This is a genomic window from Polycladomyces subterraneus (genome assembly GCF_030433435.1).
GTDB classification, from domain to species: domain Bacteria; phylum Bacillota; class Bacilli; order Thermoactinomycetales; family JIR-001; genus Polycladomyces; species Polycladomyces subterraneus.
The window spans coordinates 1-17,683 of sequence record NZ_JANRHH010000043.1 but is presented as its reverse complement, the minus strand read 5'-3'; the positions used below and the strand labels follow the sequence as shown (position 1 = coordinate 17,683).

The window sequence follows — 17,683 nt, the reverse complement described above, 5'->3', positions numbered from 1 at the left end:
ATCCGGCGTGGAACCCACATCCATCCACGAAGGCTTTGATCAAGCTTGGGTGATTTTCGTTTCTTGAGTTTTCACTCACATAGTATTTTTTAAGTGTTTTCTCACTCCTCGACTTGGTTTTACCAAAATTTTGTCGGACTTGTGAGAGGCGTGAAGCCCTCTCTCGCCCGACGCTCGCGATCACTCCAACTCTGAAGGGCTGGTTTTTCCTGCACGCTCTTTATAACGGAAAAAAGGGACAGGGATTTTCGTGTGGAAAGAGTGAAAGGAAATATTTTGAAAAAGGGGTAGATACATGATGCGGAAGTGGCTTCTTGGATTGGTCATCTGTGGATTGATGGTGTGGTTGGCCGGGTGCGGTCATGTAGGAAAGGAGCCAGGTCCGCGGCAGGAACCCGCTGTGCAGCAAAATCGGGAACCGCTTACGGGGTTGCCAACGAAGAACCGGGACCCTATGATTTTGATGGTGATGATCAACAATCATCACCAAGCCCGTCCGCAAACGGGATTGGGTCGTGCCGACTGGGTGTATGAGATCCTGGCTGAAGGGGAGATCACGCGGTTTGCGGCGTTTTATCACAGTGAGACATCCGGGGTGGTGGGTCCGGTTCGCAGTGTGCGGGAGTACTATCTGGACTTGGCAAAGGGTCTTCATGCCGTGGTCGCTCATGCCGGCGGGGCGACCAACGCCATGGAGACAATCAAACAGGAAGGACTCCATCATCTTGACGGGATTCACGAGGATTCCCGGTATTTTTGGCGGGTGGGATTTCGGAAGCCGCCGCACAATTTATATACCGATTTGAGCAAGCTGGTACAAGGCGCTCGATCCAAAGGATACCATACCGCTCCTCTGCATTTGCCGCTGACGTTTTCGGCGCACGGGGCCACCGACAGCGGAAAGCCGGCCGAACAGATCCACATCGTGTATCATCGTCTGTACAGCTGTGGATATGCATACGACAGCGGGCAGCAGGCATATGTCCGTTTCACGCAAGGGGAGAAACAAGTGGACAGGGAAAGCGGTCAGCCGCTCACCATGCAAAACGTGCTGGTCATACGTGCGAAACATCACATTTTCGACAGTGCCGGACATCGGGAAGTGGACCTTTCAGGATCGGGAGACGGTTATCTGTTCCAAAAAGGCAAAGCGATCCCCATTCGATGGGAAAATCGTTCCGGTGTCATCGTACCGACGGTTCATGGTAAAATCGTATCGTTGGTCCCGGGCAAGACGTGGGTGAATGTGATCCCCGAAAATGGAAAGGTTACATTTCAATAGGGGAGGAACAACGGGACGGATTGTCGAATCTTCTACTTTAAATCGTGAAAGTGTTCGTCTGCCGCAGGGGGTGAACGGATGCAACTGAACAAACTGCGCAAGAAAGAGTTGGAGCAGCTGTTTAAAGCGGTCTTGACACTGCGTAATGTGGAAGAGTGCTACCAGTTTTTCGACGACCTCTGCACGGTCGGCGAAATCAAGTCTTTGGCCCAGCGCCTGGAAGTTGCCCGGATGCTCCGCAAAGGGTACACATACAGCCAGATCGAATCGGAAACAGGGGCCAGCACGGCCACCATTTCTCGTGTGAAGCGTTGTCTTCATTACGGAACGGACGGATACAAGCTGGTGTTGGAGCGTTTGGAGGAAGAGGAAAAGGAAAAGTGACGGGATGAAACCGCCTTACAGAACATGCCCCCATGAAAGGACCCCAGAATCCTTCCGGGGGTTTTCTTTTTCTCCGCTGTCCGGTTGTGTATAATGTTGCTGAATGTAAGGGGACGGGAAGGAGCCGGCATCCATGCTGAAAGAGCGAGCAAAAAGTTGGCGACACGTTTTCAAGCTCGATCCCAACCGTGTGTTGTCGGACCGGGCGTTGGAACGGATATGTCAATCGGATACGGACGCGATCATCATCGGTGGTACGGACGGCATCACATTCGACAATACTTGGGAACTGCTGACACGCGTGCGGCGCTACCCAGTGGAGTGCGTACAGGAGATCTCCAAAAAATCGGCGGTGGTTCCCGGATTTGATGGCTATCTGATTCCTACCGTATTGAATTCGGGTTCCACACATTGGATCGTGGGAGCGCATCATGAGGCGGTAAAGATTTACGGTACCATGATCCCGTGGGAAGATGTCATGGTATTGGGTTACGTCGTGCTCAACCCTGAGTCCAAGGTGGCACGGTTGACGAAATCACGCTACCCGTTGGACAAGGATGATGTGACCGCGTATGCTCGCATGGCGGAATATCTGTTTGGATTGCCTGTATTTTATGTCGAGTACAGCGGTACGTTCGGTGAACCCGATATCGTGCGTGCGGCGCGGAAGGGCTTGGCGGGTACGCGTCTGTTTTACGGCGGCGGGATCCAGTCCGAGGAGAGTGCCCGCACGATGGCGAAGATCGCAGATACCGTCGTGGTGGGAAATTTGGTCTATTACAACGTGGATGCGGCCGTCCAAACGGTAAAATGGGTGAAGGAAACGGATGTGGAAGTCGACGTGAAAAGCGACAAAGGGAAAGGAGGGCATCGCGCCTCGTAACAGGTGCGATCCATTTTTATGGCACAACATGCGGACACGACAGAAGCCTTGCTGCAAGGGCTCAATCCGGAACAACGGAGGGCGGTGGAAACGACCGAAGGCCCCGTGCTGGTCGTGGCTGGCGCCGGAAGTGGAAAGACCCGGGTGCTGACCCGGCGCGTGGCGTATTTGCTTTCCAGGGGAGTACACCCATGGAACATCCTGGCTATCACATTCACCAATAAAGCGGCGCGGGAGATGAAAGAGCGGATCGTCTCCCTGGTGGGTCCGTCAGCCGAGGAAATCTGGATTTCCACGTTTCATGCAATGTGTGTCCGGATTTTGCGGCGGGACATCGATCGAATCGGATATTCGCGCAATTTCACCATACTGGATACCTCTGATCAGCTCACCGTCATCAAACAGGTGATGAAGGAACAAAACCTGGACCCCAAAAAATTTGAACCTCGGGGCGTTCTGCATCGGATCAGCCAGGCCAAGAACCAGTTGCTTACTCCCCGCCAGATGAAGGAACGGGTCGATGGACTCATGGATGAAGTGGCGGCGGAGGTGTATAAGGGGTACCAACACCGTCTGCGGCAAAACCAATCGCTTGATTTCGACGATTTGCTGATGACCACCGTGCAGTTGTACCAACAAGCACCGGAAGTGCTGGACTACTACCAACGCAAGTTCCAATACATTCACATCGACGAGTACCAGGATACCAACCATGCACAGTACGTGTTGGTGAAACATCTGGCGGCCCGGCACCAGAACCTGTGCGTTGTCGGGGACTCGGATCAGTCGATCTACCGCTTCCGTGGGGCGGACATATCCAACATCCTGCATTTCGAGCGGGATTATCCGTCGGCACAGGTGATCAAACTGGAGCAAAACTACCGTTCGACGCAGACCATTTTGGATGCGGCCAACGGAGTGATCGAACATAACCGCTCGCGCAAGCCGAAGAAATTGTGGACGGAAAATGAACGGGGCGAGCGCATTCAGTTGTTTGAAGCGGACAATGAGCATGATGAAGCCTATTTTGTGGCGGAGACCATCATCAGGGGACACCGGGAAGGCAACGCCTATTCCGACTATGCGGTGTTGTACCGGACCAATGCGCAATCACGGGTGTTGGAGGAGGTTTTTCTCAAATCCAACATTCCCTACCAGGTGGTTGGGGGCATCAAGTTCTACGAGCGCAAAGAGATCAAAGACATTCTGGCTTATCTGCGTTTGGTGGTCAATCCGCATGACGATCTCAGTCTGCAACGCGTGATCAATGTGCCCAAACGGGGCATCGGTCAGGCGACGATGGACAAGATCGCCCAACATGCAGCGGATCACGGCATTTCCCTGTTTGAAGCTCTGCTGGAGGCGGAAGCGATCGGACTGTCGGCCCGCTTCCTCAAGCCGCTTTCATCGTTCGTTCAGTTGATCCGTGAACTACACGCGATGGTGGAGTACCTCTCTGCGGTCGAGCTGACCGAAGAGGTGTTGAAGCGTTCCGGCTATCGGGAGGAGTTGAAAAAGGAAGGGACGTTGGAAGCCGCCTCTCGTCTGGAGAATATCGACGAGTTTCTTTCGGTGGCGCAGGAATTTGAACAGCGTAGTGAGGATAAGACGCTTGTTGCCTTTTTGACCGACCTGGCCCTGATCTCGGACATCGACACGTTGGAAGAGGAGGATGAGGCGGATAGCGGTGTCACCCTCATGACGTTGCACAGCGCCAAGGGGCTGGAATTTCCGCACGTGTTCCTTGTCGGGATGGAGGAAGGCATTTTTCCGCATATCCGGTCGTTGGACGACGAGGAGGAGATGGAGGAAGAGCGGCGTCTGGCATACGTCGGGATCACGCGGGCGGAGAAACGGTTGTATCTGACCCGGGCACGGATGCGGATGTTGTTTGGACAAACGAGTGCCAATCCGCCTTCCCGTTTCCTCACCGAGATCCCCGAACATCTGATCCAACCGGCAGACGGGAGAGAAACGGCAGGGACCAAACCGACGTTGCGACATGGTCCTGTCAGACGGCCCACTCCCAACCCGGACGTCGATTGGCGTGTGGGGGACAAGGTGCGTCACGGCAAATGGGGCGTGGGTACGGTAGTCAAAGTGCAGGGAGTAGGCGACGATACCGAGCTGAACATCGCCTTCTCCGCACCGGTCGGCGTTAAGCGCCTATTGGCGCGGTATGCCCCGATTACACGCGTGGAAAGCTAGGGCGTGTCTACTGGTTTTGACACGCCTTGGTGGAGGATGGCCATTTCCGGCGAGCGACCTTTACCCTTAACTCTAGTGCAACAGGAATCGAGCCGGAACAGAGGTCTCCCGGAGCCAAAACGGGTTTTGATCCGGGTGGGAAAGGAGCGGATGCGAATGGACCGGCAAGAGGCAGCGCGACGCGCCCAATCGTTGCGTGAACAGATCGAAGAGCACAATTACCGTTATCATGTATTGGATGATCCGATCATCTCGGATGCCGAATATGACCAGCTGATGCAAGAGCTGATCCGGTTGGAAGAACAATACCCCGAGCTGAAAACGCCGGATTCGCCGACCCAGCGGGTAGGGGGGGAGCCGCTCCCGTTTTTTGAGAAGGTGGAGCATCGCGTTCCCATGCTCAGTCTGGGCAACGCGTTCAACGAGGAAGACTTGCGGGAGTTTGACGAGCGGATCAAACGCATGGGCGGCGTGAATCAGGTCCGCTATGTTTGTGAACTGAAGATCGATGGACTGGCTGTTTCCCTCCGTTATGAAAACGGCGTGTTTGTGCAGGGAGCGACACGGGGAGACGGACAGACTGGCGAAGATATTACGCAAAACCTGAGAACGATCCGCTCCCTGCCGTTGCGCCTGCGCGAGCCGGTGACGGTGGAAGTGCGCGGTGAAGCGTTCATGCCGAAACGGGAATTCCGCCGCATCAACGCAGAGAAGGAACGGCGCGGCGAGCCGTTGTTTGCCAACCCGCGCAACGCTGCGGCTGGATCTCTCCGGCAGCTGGACCCGAAACTGGCAGCTGAACGAGCGTTGGACATCTTTTTATACGGGGTCGGTGCCGTGGATGAGGCATTGTTGCCGTCGACCCATACGGAGACCCTGGAATGGTTGAGCCGATTGGGTCTCAAGGTGAACCCGCAGCGCCGCACGGTGGACAGCATCGAGGAAGTGATGGCGTTCGTCGAAGAATGGCGGGAGAAACGGCCAGACCTGGACTACGAAATCGATGGTATCGTGATCAAAGTGGACGATCTCGCATTGCGCGAACGCTTGGGGATGACGGCCAAAAGTCCGCGGTGGGCGATCGCCTACAAGTTTCCGGCAGAGGAAGCGGTGACGATCCTGCGTGGGATCGAGGTGCGCGTGGGGCGGACCGGGGCGGTCACCCCGACGGCGATTCTGGAGCCGGTCACCCTGGCCGGCACGACGGTTCAACGGGCCTCCTTGCATAATGAGGACATCATCCGCGAAAAGGGATTGTTGATCGGTGATCACGTCATCGTGAAAAAAGCGGGTGACATCATCCCTGAGGTCGTCGGTGTGCTCAAAGAACGGCGAACGGGTGAGGAACGGCCCTATCAAATGCCGACCGACTGCCCGGAATGCGGCAGCCGGCTGGTTCGGCTGGAAGGCGAGGTGGCTCTTCGCTGCATCAATCCTCAATGTCCAGCCCAAACGCGGGAAGGCATCATCCACTTTGTTTCCCGGGGTGCGATGAATATCGAAGGGTTGGGGGAAAAAGTGGTCACCCAACTGTTTGAAGCGGGATTGGTGCGTAGCGTGGCTGATTTGTATTACTTGAAGAAAGAGGAGTTATTGCCCCTGGAGCGCATGGGGGAAAAATCGGTGGACAACCTGTTGGCCGCCATCGAACAGAGCAAGTCGAACTCCGTGGAACGGTTGATTTTCGGCCTGGGCATCCGTTTCGTCGGTGCCAAAGGGGCGCGCATTTTGGCGCAGCATTTCGGACATCTGGACAAACTGATGACAGCCACACGGGAAGAGTTGGAATCGATTGAGGAAATCGGGCCGAAAATGGCCGACTCCATCGTCACGTATTTTGCGAAGCCGGAAGTGAAGGAAACGATCGAGCGGTTGCGTCAAGCGGGGGTCAATTTCGCCTACTTGGGTCCGGTATCAGGGAAGCAAACGGAGCATGACAGTCCTTTTGCCGGCAAAACGGTCGTGCTGACAGGCACATTACACAGCATGACGCGTCAAGAAGCGGCGGGTAAAATCGAGGCGCTCGGCGGCAAAGTGTCCGGCAGCGTCAGCAAAAAAACCGATTTCCTCATCGCCGGGGAGAAAGCGGGTTCCAAACTGACCAAAGCACAGGAGCTGGGTGTGAAGATCCTGGACGAAGAAGCATTTCTGGCGATGTTGGGAGAATCGGCTGGATGAGTTTGGTTATCCTTACAAAAACGGCGGGCAACCTCCAACAAGGGTTACCCGCCAAGTTGATGCAAAGTCCAAGAGTTCCGAATTCTGATCTATATCAAGTGCATATTTCCCGGCTCTCTCCACCTGCGCCCTGCAAGGAAGCTAGTCTTGTCCGCTGCGAACCGGGGGCGGGGGACGCGGGCAAAATACGCTTTGCTCAAGAGGAAATTGCCCGCGATAGAATTCCTGCGCCTTTCCGGTTCTCCGCTCGGTCGGGCTTGGTAAAGTCGCTCGCCTGGGAAACAGTGCTGCTTGATGGATGACCACAGACACCTCATCCACCACTCTGTCAACAACCAATGGGTAATCCTCCTACAAGGGTTACCCGCTTTTTTGTTGTGCCGCTTTCGTTGGGGTGGGCAAATCGACATCAAAATCCACGGTCGGGATCAATTGACTGTAGTGTCGGGATGCTTTGAGCAACAATTGGGCACCCCGTTGATGCTCACCTTCTTCCAGGAAGTATCTTCCCAGCGTATGAGATGCACGTGCGATTTTCTCCGCGATGTCGAGTTCCTCGAAAATCTCGATGGCACGCATATAGTAGGTGACGAATGTTTCCGGATTGTTTTCGGCGTAGGCGATTTTCCCGAGGTAGATGTAACATTCCGCCAAAAAGTTTTTTCTGCCTTGAAGCAGTTCCAGAGCCGTGAGGATATGTTTCTTGGCCTGGATGAGGTCTCCGCGTTTCAAGTACGTCTGGCACAGGGATTGGTGGACCACTCCGATTTCCCAGTCGGGCAATTCGCCGGGCTCCACTACATCCAGCGATTGATTCAGAAAATCGATGGCTTTTTCGGTATTGCCCAATTTCATGTGGCAGATGCCGATTTCATGATAGGCCCGCGAGATGAGAAGAGAGGAAACAAGAAACTGATCACACATGCGCAGGATACGTTCAAAGTATTGTAACGCCTCCTCATATTCGCCGTTGTAACAGTAGCATGATCCGATCAGTTGCAGCAGATGACACATTTCCAGCCAGCGATCGTGTGCCGACATGATCTGCATTGCTTTTTCCGCGTACAGGATCCCGAGGGAGGGATTGGCCAGCAACAAGTATGTTTTTCCCAGGTTGCCGTATATGTAACCTTTCTCAATTTCGTCCGTTACATCGGCCAATCGTTTCTCCGCCGCCTTGTAGTACCACATGGCCTTTTCGTAGCGGGCCATGTGAAATTCCATGTTCCCTTTGATCCGTAAATATTGGACAAGAATGTCAGGATTGTTTCGGAAATTTTCCCATTTTTCTTCGAAGGATTTCATCAATTGTGTATACCGGTCAATATCGAATTTGTGCTCATACAAGTTGATTTCCAAAAGATCCACTTTCATCAGGATATGGGGGTCGGAGACGGACTCCACCAGCTTGCGAAGCGTGTCGACATACTGATGAGCCTGCTCGTAGCCGTTGGCTTCATAGACAAGTGCAGACCGCGCTTTTTCGATCAGGGACTGCACTTGCTCCATTGTGTTTTCGTCGGTAACCCCCATTAAACTCTCCACACTGGTCTGAAGCCGCTCGGCTAGTGGGAGCAGTATGTCTGGACGAGGCAACGCTTTGCCGTTTTCGATCAAGCTGAGATAAGGAGTGGAAATAATTCCATTAGCCAATTGCGATTGCGTCAAACCCAGTTCCTTTCGCCGGCGCCGGATGTTGTGACCGAGCTCGATCACGGTTCACCTGCCTTTAATTTTGAGGCAACATATCATGTTTTGAACAGATTCCTTTGCATATCAATCTTACATGGAACGCGATTGGTGTCAAGAAACAAATACAGGTTTGAAAAATGCAATTTTTGGGGGTTTTAAAACATGATCAAAAAACAGCAGCAAAAAATGAAAAAATGGCGGGGAGTTTTTGTCGAATATTGTCGAAGTTTTAAAAACACAGCATCGGAAATCTGGTGTACACTATTATTGACCGAAGGCGCTCGTTCACTCGGTCTGGTCTTGGTCTATATGAATGCGGGGTCGCATCGTGCGGTCCCATTTTTTTGTTTTCATCAATGTGTTGCTGCGATTTGATCCGGTTTCGTGAGATAATGGAGGCAAAATGGATCGGAAACGGGGTGACTGCGTGGAACGAGTGAAACAAACCGGTATCGCCGTTTTGCTGTTGTTGATGTCGGCGATGGTTTCCGCTTGCGATCTGCCGTTTCTTAATCAGGACAGTTCCACCGATCCCTTGGCGGAGATGGTGCAGCAATTCAACTCACAATGGATCAAGGAACCGCTCCAGTACTCCACCTACGCGCGGGAAGTGGGGGCATCGCTTTCTTCCCCACGTTATCAGAGGTTTGCGGTAAATGAAACGTTTTCCCTTTCCGGCACGGTGAAGAATGATCGCGGATTGCGATCGCCATTTGTATGGGTGAGTCTCCGGAAAATGGGGGATCAGTCGTCAGGTCCGGAGAACGAATTTGATATCTATATCCCCATAAAAAAAGGGAGGTTTGCGCAAAACATCCGATTGTTTGCCGGTAAAGGTGAGTATCAGGTGATGGTTCGCTTGCCGAGCCGTGAGAAAGCTGATACTTTCTACGAGCTGACGCAATTTACCGTCGTCAACGTCAATCCCCGGGTAAAACGGGACATTGCCTATTCGCCGTATGCGTGGGAGACGGGGCTTTCTCTCACGCAGCCGTCGCAGGGGTTGGTCCGGGCGAACGGCCGAATTCATGTGACTGGCATGATCCGTCAAACTTATGGGCGCGACGATGTGATGATCCAACTGGTGAAAGGCTCACAATCCTGGGACCGGTTGGTTTCGGTGAAAAACGGTGCATTTGCCGCTGACATCCCCCTCTATTACGGCAAGGGGATCCATCAGTTACGGGTGTTGGTGCCGGATGCCAAGCGCCAGCGATACTACCAGGAAGGCGCGGAGGTTTTGGTGGATAATACTGATCAATCGAGAAAAGCGCCGATCCGGTATTTTGCTGATTACGAAAAACGGGGAATCCAGATCACGGTTCCGCAAACAAGTGGAGGTACCGGAAAATACAATTATCGGATCGCCGGTCGGATCGACCCGGACGCGCCTTACGCCGGTGAGACGAGGGAATTGATCATTCAAACGGTAAAAGACGGTGAGGAAGCCACTTACTTTATCCCGGTCAAAAATTATCGGTTTGACGGGGTTTTTTGGCTCCGGTTCGGCCCGGGACGGTATGAGGTGTCGGTCAATGTTCCGGAAATCAGTCACCAACATCGTGACTATTTCCGTTTTTTCCGTGTCGCCCAGTTCGAGGTGAACGCCACGGGACCGAATGATCTACGCTATCTTTTGCCGTCCAGGGGTATTCAGTCAGATGCGCCGCAAATTAAAGCGTTAGCCCGCCAGATCGTTGCTGGCCAATCGGATGATCGAGCCAAAGCCAAAGCCATATACCGATACGTCGCCACTCATGTGCGTTATGATGTGGACAAATTTCGGACAGACGCATTCGAGCTGGATGACAGCGCGTTAAAGACATTGCGCGAGAAAAAAGGGGTCTGTCAGGACTATACCTTTCTCACCATCGCCTTGTTGCGGTCAATCGGGATCGAAGCGCGGTTCGTGGAAGGTATGTCCCAAGGCAACCGGCACGCGTGGGTGGAAGCACGCATCGACGGTCGGTGGTTAACGATGGACCCTACTTGGGGATCAGGGTATTTGACACCGGACGGTCATTTCGTGGCCAAATACGATCCCCGTTACTTCGATCCGGACCCGGCTTTCTTCGCCCGAACACACCGGCGTACTGGCGTGATGTATTGAGAAGTATTTTGCATCTCTCAGGGTGACCACTTTCCTCCATGACATAAAGGTCACCCTTTAAAGAATCTTAAAATGGCATCGCAGCAGGAGGCCAAAAATGAAGGATAGATAAAGATGGGAGAGCCAATCCAATGAGCAGATTCCTCCCGAAACGAAGCCCATCGGGACACTTAGCAGGGTGTCTCATGGGTTTCATTGTGTTTTTGACACTCTACACGGCTAAGGCCGTGGGATTCTTGAGTGGTTAACACCCTCAGTCCATTTTTGTTTCGGGCAACCCTCAAGCTAGGGCTGTGTCATCAGCCCATCCCCCGGTTAGCACGTGCCCGGATGGGCGGCACATCTGTAACCAGTGTGCTAGGCTAAGAAGATGGAAATTTCTTTCAAAAAAATTAATTGGTGGCGATTTATCGTGTTTATCGATTTTGTATACAAACATAGGTTTTTCAAATAAAAACAAATATTGCCTTAATAAAATCTCCTATGCTATCATTTTCTCGTAATTCCTATTTTTCTTTTAGGAGGATTGGGAATCTTGAGACTGGTATCCGCCCTCATGGCCCTCCTGTTGGTGTTTGCGGTGATCCCCACCGCCTGGGCCAACTCTGGTTCTGATGCGTTGGATGTCAAACATGAAGTTAAGGACGGCAAACACCTGATTACGGCGACCATCCCGGGCGCGACCCAAGCGGATGGTGAATGGACGCTGAAAGGGCAAACAGATATCGAAACCAAAAAAGAATCCAAAAGCCCTTCCGTCACCTTCGAGCTTCCGGCTTCCTTGACGAAACAAGGTGGCGTGTTGGAACTGACGGTTACTTTTAAAGGAAAAGTGGACAACGGAACGGAAGATAAGGAGTTGTCCGGCAACGTATCGGTGAACCTGGATGAGTCCAAACCGGGCAATGACAATGACAAGGGCAAAGACGAACAAAATGGAACGAATGAAGATCAAAAAGGAAACGGCGATGAACAACCCGGGGACGTTCCCGGCAACTACGACATCAAAATCCACCAAGATCTGAATGACGAAGGGGCCATCCTGTTCAAAGCCGAGATTGAAAATGCCAAAGACGTCAAAGGGAAATGGGAATTCACCATTGACGGGTTAGATCCCGTAACTTCCGAAAACGGCACGGCCGTGTTCGAAGATTTGTATCAAGAGGGTGAATATACCCTGCACGTGAAGTTCACCGGAACGGTGGACGGGAAAGAGGTTACGCTGGAAAAAGACCATGACTTCGCCATTCCGGGAATGAAAATCACCTATACGACGGAAAACGGCAAACACGTGATTAAGGCCGAGTTGACCTATGCCAAAGAAGCCCAAGGCATCTGGTACATTGGTGTGGGTCATCTGGAAGACGAAGAAGCCATCACGGAAACCATGTCCGAACCGGATTACAAAGGAACGTCTTTCACCTATACCATCGACAAACTGGAGCCGGGCACCTATGATGTCGTCGCGATGTTTGCCGGTGAGGTAGACGGTGTGCCGATGGGAACGGGCAACACGATCAGTATCGAGGTGAAGGACGGCGGTAAAACGGTGGTGCTTCCGCCCAAAGACGGGGATGGAAAAAATGAGAAAAAACCGCCGATCATGCCCGTGAAAAAAGGCAAAGAAATGATAAACGAAGCCAAAAAAGGCGGCAAATTGCCGGTGACGGCCACCGATTACCCGATGGGTACGCTGTTTGGCGGCCTGATGCTCCTGATCGGTCTGGCCCTGCTCAAATTCCGTACGGTGAGGGGATAACATGACGCGCGCGATCGCCATTCTGCTCATCATCATCGGAAGCCTGACCCTGTTGTATAACGGCTTTCAATGGTGGGATCAACTCCATATCGCGGTGTATGATCCGGAGCTGGCAATGTCGATCGCGAAGGATGGACTGGATACCTCACCCCGGCCTGCATTGTCGCAAGGAATCACTTCGCACCAACAGCCCCGTTCGGGAGAGATGATCGGAAAACTGATCATCCCCCGGATTGGGGCCATTTTGCCGATCGTGGAAGGAACAAGTCCAGATGATCTGGCCAAAGGGGTGGGCCACTATGTCGGTTACGGTACCGTGATGCCGGGGGAAACGGGGCACGTGGTTCTGTCCGGGCACCGGGATACGGTCTTCCGCCGGATGGGAGAAGTGCGAAAAGGGGACAAACTGTACGTCCAAACGGCTGACGGGATGTTCGTTTATCAGGTGCGTACCATGTGGGTGACTGACGCGAATGACCGTACGGTGGTCGTTCCTCTCCCCAAGCCGATCCTGACGCTGACCACATGCTATCCGTTTGACTATGTGGGCAGTGCACCCGACCGGTATATCGTGCGGGCGGAATTGATCGGGATTGATTTGAAAAAGAAGATGGTAAGATAGAATCGCAGGGTCATGAGTAAAGGACTGTTGAGTCCCACGAAAGGTCGTTCCCATTTTGCCTTCGGCAAGAGCCGCACGTCTGGCAAGCGGTTTTCTCTTTGATTTGAGTTTTATCGTCAGCTGGCAGCCGGCAGGTGTTTTTCAACCTGCCTATTTTCATTGCGGGCCGATCGTGAGTTGGGGGGATTCAATGAGACAGCTAGTACGGTTGTGGTTGCCCCATCTTCTGTTCGTTACAGGGTGCGCCGTGTTCTTTTTTGTCTATTTGATGTTGATGATATTCGTGGTTGGGCGGTTGAGGATTATCGATTCAGGTATCGGTTCATTGATTATGTGGGGGGCCTTGCTGATTGTGTATTTCATCGCGGGCAGGTGGTATATCTGGTGGTACGTCCGACGTGTGTTACATGATATGTATCCGAAAGATCGGCGAAACCAGGTGAAAGCGGCCTGGATGGGTGGTTGGGCGTTCATTTTTCCGGCGTTGGTTTGTCTTGCGGCTTGGATTTGGGGAAATGTGCACGACCGTGGGGACATGTCCAATGGGTACGTGGTGTTCGCCGCCATAGGCACTGTGGCGTTTTTCTTTGCTGCCGTTTTTTACGGCGTGTGGGTGCGGACAGAATTGATCGGGATTGATAAAACAAAGATGGGCGGATAGATAGGTTCTATCCGCTGAAAGGTTCCAATCCGGAGACGGTATGTTGCAAGCTCATACAAGGGAGCTTCATGCAGCTTTCAGGTGGAACCTTTTTCTTTTTTCAACTGAAAACAAGATAACCAACGTATGCTGGATGGCTATATGATAGTGAATACTGGATTCAACGAACCATTGTAAGGAAAGATCCTCTGAATTCGATGACCAGGTGACAAAAAAACAGCCCCGAAGTGTCCAACCTCGGGGTAAGTGAAACGACGTCATTCTCCATCCGGGTAAAGTTTGGCCAAATATTCGTAAATTGCCCGGTCTGCTTGTTCCGGCGTGTCGAAAGTAGCGAGCTCGCCGGAGAATTCCACCTGTACGCGCCCGTCGGGCAACAGGCGGCGGTCGACGGATACAGGGTCTTGGCGGAACGGTTCCATGAGGTGTTTGCTCCTTTTTACGTCAATCATGATGGAGAGGCGATTTTTCACTATCCGTTTCGCCACCGGGACCGATTCACCCGGTTGCGGTCAGGTTGATCTCCGCCTCCCCAACTGGTTTTACCGTTGTTTCAGCTCCATATGCGTTAATCGCCCAGTTCTTCGGCTTCTTTGTTCATCGCGGCGACGTCGGCCGCCTCGTTGTTTTGTTCATAAGCCATTTGAATAAACTGCGACGCATCCGTTTCTTGCGCGTCTTCCATCTCTGTGAAGCGGGGATCATTCTTTTTGGTGTCCATCTTTGTGGCCTCCTTAATGGTGATACCCATATTATGGGGAATTGGTCGGAGGATTATGAGGCGGATGTATGGGGAAACGGGTTTCGATTTCTTCTTTTTCGATGTAAACGACTATAATGGATTGATACAGGAGTATACGTCCGTATCGCGATCTTTTTTGTTTTTGTGTTTGGTAAGTGGGGTGAAAACATGGAAACTTACACTGTCATGACGCATCGCGTTGACGAAACAGAGGACGGCAAGATGGTCCGTCAGGTCCTACGCAACCGGTTCCGGTTTTCCCGCCGTCAGTTCCGCCGATTGAAGATGACCGATGGTGTTCGGGTCAACGGTTCATTCGCTTATCTGACCTCCCGTGTGAAAACAGGGGATGTGATCACTGTGACCCTGACGGACGAAGTGCCAGCCCACATTCCTCCTCAGCCCGTTCCCCTGCACATCGTATATGAAGACGAAGATCTGTTGGTGTTGGACAAACAACCCGGTGTTGTTGTGCATCCGACCAAAGATTACCGAGATTGGACATTGGCCAATGGTTTGGTACATCATTGGCGGGAGAGGGGAGAAGCTCACCAGGTGCGGCCGGTGACGAGGCTGGATAAAGATACGTCCGGCCTGATCGTGTTTGCCAAGCATGCACACGCCCATGCTTTTTTATCCGGGCAGATGGCGGATAAGCGGTATGAACGCGAATATTTGGCCATCGTGCACGGGCGTGTGTCGCCGGCATCCGGTACGATCGACGTCCCGATCGGTCGGGACCCCGCCCACACTAGCCGCCGGATCGTGACCCCGGACGGAGCGGAGGCAGTCACTCACTACCGGGTGGAAGAAGATTTTTCCAAGGCGTCGCTGGTACGCCTTTCGCTTGAAACGGGGCGAACCCATCAAATCCGCGTCCATTTGGCGCATCTCGGTCATCCGATCATTGGCGACACCTTATACGGAAATGAGGAAGATGCGGCCATCTGGGGAATGGAGCGGCAAGCCCTGCACGCGGCACGATTGACGCTCATCCATCCGCGTGACAAATCTCCGCGCACCTGGGAATCCCCCTTGCCTGCGGATATGAAACAACTGTTGGACCGGGTGAAACAGGCGGAAAACAAGTGAAAAACAGGTAGCAGGAATTTGGCTCCTTTCCAAAGAAAGGCACAATCAATTCACGGAAAGGAGCGATACCCAGTGAGACACAGGAAATGGTTCGTCTTCGCCGCCTTGTTGATGTGCATCCTCTTGGTTCCCGGCGCACCGGCAGTCGGGAAGGCGAGCGTTCCGCCTCCCGTCAAGATGGGACAGGAGGGGGGCGTTGTATCCACTACCACTGATCCGCCGGGAACATGGTATTTGGGAGCGACACCGCCCAATGCTGATCCCAGCAAGCCGCCAATCGTGTTTGTCCAGGGGTTGAACGGCACGGCCGAAAGCTGGTGGGAAGACACGGTGTATCACGGTCACAATGATATGTATGAAGACGCGTACTATGCAGGATACCGGACGGCGTTCCTCCAGTTGTGGGATGCTTCGGGCAACGGCGGTGCCAGCATGTGGGACAACGGTCAGTTGCTGGCCGGACTGTTGCGCCAGATTTCACAATACTTCGGGCAACCGGTCAATGTGGTGGCGCACAGCAAAGGCGGGATCGACACGCAGACCGCGTTGGTGTATTACGGCGCCTCTCCCTATGTGGGCAAGGTGATCACGTTGGCGTCCCCGCATCACGGATCGCATCTGGCCGACCTGGCTTACAGTTGGTATGCGGGATGGTTGGCTGATTTACTGGGGGTCAAAAGTGATGGGGTATACGTCCTCCAGACGGGTTACATGGACCAGTTCCGCTCAGATACGGACGGACGAGCCGAGGTAAGCAACAATCCGTTCTACACCGCTGCGGGTACCAATTGGGGACCATTCCCCTCCGCATTGTGGACAGGCGGAGCCTATCTGTCAGTGCATGGCAGCAATGATGGGCTGGTTAACGTATGGAGTACCCAATTGCCCTACGCGACGCACATTTTTACGGAAAATTTCGACCATGATTTTATCCGCACCGGTACCGCTTCATTCAACCGGATTGAACCGTTGTTGCGAACGGGCAAAACGGCGATGACGGTGGAACCAGCGTCTCATGCGTCCGCAACCAAGAATCGCGTGCAAGCAGCGGCTCCCCCCCAACAGGTGGTGCGCGGGCAATCGCTCCCGGCAGGGCAAACCGTGACGGAGACGGTACCGGTCGAATCCGGCAATGCCGAAGTGGTGTTCAATGTGATGACTGGACATGGCGGAGCACAGGTGACGCTGGAGTCCCCGACTGGCCAGATCTACAACAGCCAAAGTCCGCAATACTTCACCGGTGTGGATCAGGGGATTTTTCGGAATGCAAATATAAACGCTTTCCGAATCGCGCAACCGGCAGCCGGCAACTGGAAAGTACGCATTCAAAACAGCGTGGATGATGCGTACCTGATGACGGTCACCTACACTACTTCGTCTGGCCTGCAATATCAGATCCACCCGGTCAAGGGCAAGACCGTAGCGTATACGGTCAAAGTGATGCCCTCCGCGTCTTCGGCTCGTTGGGATCGTTGGAACGTCCGCGTCCGTGTCGTGCCGCCTTCGGCCCAAACGGCAACAGCCATGAATCAGCAAAGAATGGAGATGCGCCTCGTTCCTTCTCGTCAGGCGGGTGGATTTGTCGGTACACTGCCTGTCTTCACCCAAACAGGTGTGTATAATGTCACCGTCGATGTAAGCGGTTGGACCCCGGATGGCCACCCATTTGCCCGGACCTGGATTGAATCGCTGTACGTTCCGGGGCAAGCGTCCTCGATGAAACGGTGAGTTGAGAAGGGGTGCGGGAGTGGAAATCCAGCGGTCTTCGGTTTCCCGTCTCCACTCCGTATCGACAGCTAGAGTCGCTCGACGGGAAATTCTGATCTGTTTATTACAGAAAAAGTCTCCTGAAAGCCCACGGTTTCAATAGTGGGATGGAAGGCGGCGTTGCTTGGCATCCCCTTTTGGGGATGGTAAGGGCAACCAATTTGCTGTATAATCGAACGTACAAGCGGTGCTCATCCCACTGGTAGTGGGTTTCTTCCTGTGTACGTCATGGTATGAGGTTCCAGTGGCGAACCAATCACTCCCACTGGGTAAAACCATGAGAGTAAGTAAAAAGGAACTAGC

15 protein-coding genes are annotated in these 17,683 nt (G+C 53.2%); 12 read left to right on the top strand and 3 right to left on the bottom strand.

The window, feature by feature from the left end:
- Positions 1 to 295: 295 nt before the first annotated feature.
- The 5 genes from NWF35_RS12260 (at position 296) to ligA (ending at position 6,935) form a co-directional block, all read left to right on the top strand.
- Positions 296 to 1,282, top strand: a complete 987-nt coding sequence (locus NWF35_RS12260) for a DUF3048 domain-containing protein (protein ID WP_301239439.1) — start codon at positions 296 to 298, stop codon at positions 1,280 to 1,282.
- A gap of 78 nt (positions 1,283 to 1,360) precedes the next feature.
- Positions 1,361 to 1,666, top strand: a complete 306-nt coding sequence (locus tag NWF35_RS12255; RefSeq protein WP_205492387.1) for a YerC/YecD family TrpR-related protein — start codon at positions 1,361 to 1,363, stop codon at positions 1,664 to 1,666.
- Between the two features lie 133 nt (positions 1,667 to 1,799).
- On the top strand, positions 1,800 to 2,549 hold the full coding sequence (pcrB, locus tag NWF35_RS12250) for a heptaprenylglyceryl phosphate synthase (protein ID WP_301239437.1): 750 nt from the start codon (positions 1,800 to 1,802) through the stop codon (positions 2,547 to 2,549).
- An 18-nt stretch (positions 2,550 to 2,567) separates the two neighbouring features.
- Entirely contained in the window at positions 2,568 to 4,757 is a 2,190-nt protein-coding gene (pcrA, locus tag NWF35_RS12245; protein WP_301239435.1) for a DNA helicase PcrA, read from the top strand.
- A 156-nt stretch (positions 4,758 to 4,913) separates the two neighbouring features.
- Entirely contained in the window at positions 4,914 to 6,935 is a 2,022-nt protein-coding gene (gene ligA, locus NWF35_RS12240; protein WP_301239434.1) for an NAD-dependent DNA ligase LigA, read from the top strand.
- Between the two features lie 360 nt (positions 6,936 to 7,295).
- On the opposite strand, the gene NWF35_RS12235 is transcribed toward ligA, so the two are convergent.
- The gene (locus tag NWF35_RS12235) at positions 7,296 to 8,651 is read right to left on the bottom strand and encodes a tetratricopeptide repeat protein (protein WP_301239432.1); all 1,356 of its coding nucleotides are present in this window, start codon (positions 8,649 to 8,651) and stop codon (positions 7,296 to 7,298) included.
- A gap of 138 nt (positions 8,652 to 8,789) precedes the next feature.
- Between NWF35_RS12235 and NWF35_RS12230 the strand changes: the two genes are divergently transcribed.
- From NWF35_RS12230 to NWF35_RS12210, 5 genes are all read left to right on the top strand, one after another.
- The gene (locus tag NWF35_RS12230) at positions 8,790 to 9,002 is read left to right on the top strand and encodes a hypothetical protein (protein ID WP_301239430.1); all 213 of its coding nucleotides are present in this window, start codon (positions 8,790 to 8,792) and stop codon (positions 9,000 to 9,002) included.
- Positions 9,003 to 9,030: 28 nt separating this feature from the next.
- A complete protein-coding gene (locus NWF35_RS12225; RefSeq protein WP_301239429.1) occupies positions 9,031 to 10,737 on the top strand; it encodes a transglutaminase domain-containing protein in 1,707 nt (568 codons plus the stop codon).
- Positions 10,738 to 11,272: 535 nt separating this feature from the next.
- Complete coding sequence (locus NWF35_RS12220) at positions 11,273 to 12,496, top strand: hypothetical protein (RefSeq protein WP_301239428.1); 1,224 nt, start codon at positions 11,273 to 11,275, stop codon at positions 12,494 to 12,496.
- Position 12,497: 1 nt separating this feature from the next.
- Positions 12,498 to 13,118, top strand: a complete 621-nt coding sequence (srtD, locus tag NWF35_RS12215) for a class D sortase, LPxTATN-specific (RefSeq protein WP_301239426.1) — start codon at positions 12,498 to 12,500, stop codon at positions 13,116 to 13,118.
- A 190-nt stretch (positions 13,119 to 13,308) separates the two neighbouring features.
- Positions 13,309 to 13,779 carry a hypothetical protein gene (locus NWF35_RS12210; RefSeq protein ID WP_301239425.1) on the top strand — a complete coding sequence of 157 codons (471 nt, stop codon included), beginning with the start codon at positions 13,309 to 13,311 and terminating at the stop codon, positions 13,777 to 13,779.
- 257 nt (positions 13,780 to 14,036) lie between these two features.
- On the opposite strand, the gene NWF35_RS12205 is transcribed toward NWF35_RS12210, so the two are convergent.
- Together NWF35_RS12205 and NWF35_RS12200 are read right to left on the bottom strand one after the other, a co-directional pair.
- Complete coding sequence (locus NWF35_RS12205; RefSeq protein WP_301239423.1) at positions 14,037 to 14,201, bottom strand: hypothetical protein; 165 nt, start codon at positions 14,199 to 14,201, stop codon at positions 14,037 to 14,039.
- A 146-nt stretch (positions 14,202 to 14,347) separates the two neighbouring features.
- Positions 14,348 to 14,500 carry a hypothetical protein gene (locus NWF35_RS12200; RefSeq protein WP_301239421.1) on the bottom strand — a complete coding sequence of 51 codons (153 nt, stop codon included), beginning with the start codon at positions 14,498 to 14,500 and terminating at the stop codon, positions 14,348 to 14,350.
- A 189-nt stretch (positions 14,501 to 14,689) separates the two neighbouring features.
- Between NWF35_RS12200 and NWF35_RS12195 the strand changes: the two genes are divergently transcribed.
- Positions 14,690 to 15,613, top strand: a complete 924-nt coding sequence (locus tag NWF35_RS12195; protein ID WP_301239419.1) for an RluA family pseudouridine synthase — start codon at positions 14,690 to 14,692, stop codon at positions 15,611 to 15,613.
- Positions 15,614 to 15,685: 72 nt separating this feature from the next.
- On the top strand, positions 15,686 to 17,341 hold the full coding sequence (locus tag NWF35_RS12190) for an esterase/lipase family protein (protein ID WP_301239418.1): 1,656 nt from the start codon (positions 15,686 to 15,688) through the stop codon (positions 17,339 to 17,341).
- Positions 17,342 to 17,683: the final 342 nt, after the last annotated feature.

Bases quoted from the DNA above. Each gene is read 5' to 3' on its own strand.
- NWF35_RS12260 (WP_301239439.1), top strand. From the start codon at position 296: ATGATGCGGAAGTGGCTTCTTGGATTGGTCATCTGTGGATTGATGGTG.
- NWF35_RS12255 (WP_205492387.1), top strand. From the start codon at position 1,361: ATGCAACTGAACAAACTGCGCAAGAAAGAGTTGGAGCAGCTGTTTAAA.
- pcrB (WP_301239437.1), top strand. From the start codon at position 1,800: ATGCTGAAAGAGCGAGCAAAAAGTTGGCGACACGTTTTCAAGCTCGAT.
- pcrA (WP_301239435.1), top strand. From the start codon at position 2,568: ATGGCACAACATGCGGACACGACAGAAGCCTTGCTGCAAGGGCTCAAT.
- ligA (WP_301239434.1), top strand. From the start codon at position 4,914: ATGGACCGGCAAGAGGCAGCGCGACGCGCCCAATCGTTGCGTGAACAG.
- NWF35_RS12230 (WP_301239430.1), top strand. From the start codon at position 8,790: ATGATCAAAAAACAGCAGCAAAAAATGAAAAAATGGCGGGGAGTTTTT.
- NWF35_RS12225 (WP_301239429.1), top strand. From the start codon at position 9,031: ATGGATCGGAAACGGGGTGACTGCGTGGAACGAGTGAAACAAACCGGT.
- srtD (WP_301239426.1), top strand. From the start codon at position 12,498: ATGACGCGCGCGATCGCCATTCTGCTCATCATCATCGGAAGCCTGACC.
- NWF35_RS12210 (WP_301239425.1), top strand. From the start codon at position 13,309: ATGAGACAGCTAGTACGGTTGTGGTTGCCCCATCTTCTGTTCGTTACA.
- NWF35_RS12205 (WP_301239423.1), bottom strand. From the start codon at position 14,201: ATGGAACCGTTCCGCCAAGACCCTGTATCCGTCGACCGCCGCCTGTTG.
- NWF35_RS12200 (WP_301239421.1), bottom strand. From the start codon at position 14,500: ATGGACACCAAAAAGAATGATCCCCGCTTCACAGAGATGGAAGACGCG.
- NWF35_RS12195 (WP_301239419.1), top strand. From the start codon at position 14,690: ATGGAAACTTACACTGTCATGACGCATCGCGTTGACGAAACAGAGGAC.